The 2,609-nt window shown below is 70.2% G+C and carries 3 protein-coding genes; all 3 read left to right on the forward strand.

All coding sequences use genetic code 11. From position 1 onward, the window contains the following. Positions 1-593: MurR/RpiR family transcriptional regulator (locus ACWCSD_RS51340; protein WP_449926981.1), on the forward strand; the 593-nt coding region annotated here is incomplete at its 5' end. Position 594: 1 nt separating this feature from the next. Then, a complete protein-coding gene (locus ACWCSD_RS51345; RefSeq protein ID WP_352363078.1) occupies positions 595-1,329 on the forward strand; it encodes an SIS domain-containing protein in 735 nt (244 codons plus the stop codon). 17 nt (positions 1,330-1,346) lie between these two features. Continuing rightward, positions 1,347-2,609: N-acetylglucosamine/diacetylchitobiose ABC transporter substrate-binding protein (ngcE, locus tag ACWCSD_RS51350; protein WP_449926984.1), on the forward strand; the 1,263-nt coding region annotated here is incomplete at its 3' end.

Genomic DNA, 2,609 nt, shown 5'->3' on the forward strand with positions numbered 1-2,609 from the left:
GCGTCGTCGCCGGCGAAGAAGACGCGTCCGGCGCGGAAGCCGCCGCCGACGCCAGGCTCATCCAGGACACCGCCGCCCAGCTCGACCTCGCGATGGTCGCCCAGGTCGCCGACGCCGTCGTCAGGGCCCGCCGGGTGCTCCTGATCGGCGTCTCCACCAGCGGGAACGTCGCCACCATGCTCGAAGGCAGGCTGCGCCGCATCGGCATCCCGTGCTGGAGCGCCGGCGACGCGCATGTGGCGCTGTCGGAGGCGGCGCTGCTCGGCGCGGACGACGTCGCCATCGGCATCAGCCACCGGGGCCGCACCCGCGAGGTCATGGAGGCGCTGGCCGAGGCGGGCAGCCACGGCGCGACCACGGTCGCCGTCACCTCCTTCGCCCGCTCGCCGCTGGCCGAGCTGGCCGGCCTGGTGCTGACGACGGCCAGCAGGGAGACCACGTTCCGGCTGGGCGGGCTGGCGGCCGTGCACTCGCAGATCTTCGTGCTCGACGCCGTCTACGTGGCGGTCGCGCAGCGCACGTACGAGCGCACCAACGAGGCGTTCGAGCTGACGATCAGCGCGGTGGAGAGCCACCGCGTGGAGAGAGGCTGACATGCGGTACGCGTCCAAGGCCCTCGCCCTCGCCGGACAGGTCGCCGAGAGCCAGGCGGAGCCGGTGCGCCGGGCCGCCGCCCTGATCGTCGCCGCGCTGCGCGCCGGCGGGGTGGTCAACGCGTTCGGGTCCGGGCACTCCGAGGCCATCGCCATGGAGATCGCCGGACGGGCCGGCGGCCTGGTGCCCAGCAACCGCCTCTCCCCGCGCGACCTCGTCCTGTACGGCGGCCGGCCGCCGAGCGTGCTCACCCCGGAGCTGGAACGCGACCCGGCCGTCGCCCACGAGATCTACGACCTGGCCCCCGTAGCGCCGCAGGACGTGTTCGTCCTGGTCTCCAGCTCCGGCGTGAACGGCACGGTCGTGGAGCTGGCCACGCTGGTCAAGGAGCGCGGCCACCCGCTCGTCGCGATCACCTCGGTCGCGCACAGCACGCGCATGACCTCGCGCCATCCCTCGGGCGGCAAGCTCATGGACCTGGCCGACGTCGTGCTCGACAACGGCTCCCCGTACGGGGACGCCGTCCTCGATCTGCCGGACGGCGGCACGTACGGCGCGGTCTCCACGATCACCTCGGCGCTGCTCGCGCAGATGGTGGTCACCGAGGCGGTGGAGGAGCTCGTCGCCCTGGGCGAGCGGCCCCCCGTCTACCTGTCGGTCAACGTGACCGGCGGCGACGAGCACAACAAGGCCCTGGAGAGCCGGTACGCAGGGCGAATACGACGAGGATCATGAACAGCTAGGAGCCATCAATGCCTGACACCCCCCATATCAGCCGTCGTCAACTCCTGCGCGGCGCGGCCCTCGTCCCCGTCGCGGGGGCGCTGGCCGCCTGCGCCACCCCGGCCGCCAAGCCCACGGCCACCGCCTCGTCCGCGCCGGTGGCGACCAGCGCGGCCAACCCGTTCGGCGTCGCGGACGGCAAGCCGCTGGAGGTGTGGATCTTCGACGGCGGCTTCGGCCAGGACTACGCCAAGAACATCCACGAGCCGCTGTTCACGACGAAGTACCCGAAGAGCGAGATCAAGCACAACGCCACCAAGGAGATCACCAAGGTCCTCCAGCCGCGGTTCGCCGGCGGCAACCCGCCGGAGGTGATCGACAACTCCGGCGCCAACTTCATGGACTTCGGCGCCCTGTCCCAGGACGGCCAGCTCCAGGACCTCACCGCCCTGCTCGACGCGCCGAGCTGGGACGACCCCGCCGTCAAGGTCAGGGACACCATCGACCAGTCGGTCATCGACATCGGCACCTACGACGGCAAGTTCAGCGTGCTCGGTTACGTGAACTACATCCACGGCATCTGGTACTCACAGAAGGTGTTCAGGGACAACGGCTGGGAGATCCCCAAGACCTGGGACGAGTTCGTCAAGCTCTGCGAGACGATCAAGAAGTCCGGCAAGATGGCGCCCTTCACGTACGCCGGCAAGTTCCCCCAGTACCTGTACGAGCCGCTGCTGACCTTGGCCGCCAAGATCGGCGGCAACGAGGTGCTGGTCAACATCGACAACCTGGAGGACGGCGCCTGGACCACCGAGGCCATGAAGACCGCCGCCGCGGCCTGGGCCGAGGTGGGCGCCAAGTACCTCATGGAGGGCACGACCGGCCTCGACCACGTGCAGACCCAGACGGCCCAGAACAAGTACAAGGTGGCCATGCTGCCGTCCGGGTCGTGGCTGGAGAACGAGCAGAAGAGCACCACCCCGCCCGACTTCGAGTACGGCATGTTCCCGATCCCCGACGTCACCGGCTCCGACAAGATGCCGTACGGCACCCTGCACACCCAGCCCGGCGAGAACTTCATGGTCGCGGCCAGGAGCGCCAACCCGCAGGGCGGCATCGAGTACCTGCGCGGCATGTTGTCGAAGAAGGCGGCCGGCGACTTCAGCGAGATGGTCAAGACGGTGACCGCGGTCAAGGGCGCGACCGAGGGCCGCACGATCTCGCCCGGCGTCACCAGCGCCTCCAAGGCCGTCGCCGACGCGGGCGCCAACACCGTCTACTACCGCTGGTAC

Source organism: Nonomuraea sp. NPDC001684 (genome assembly GCF_053596515.1).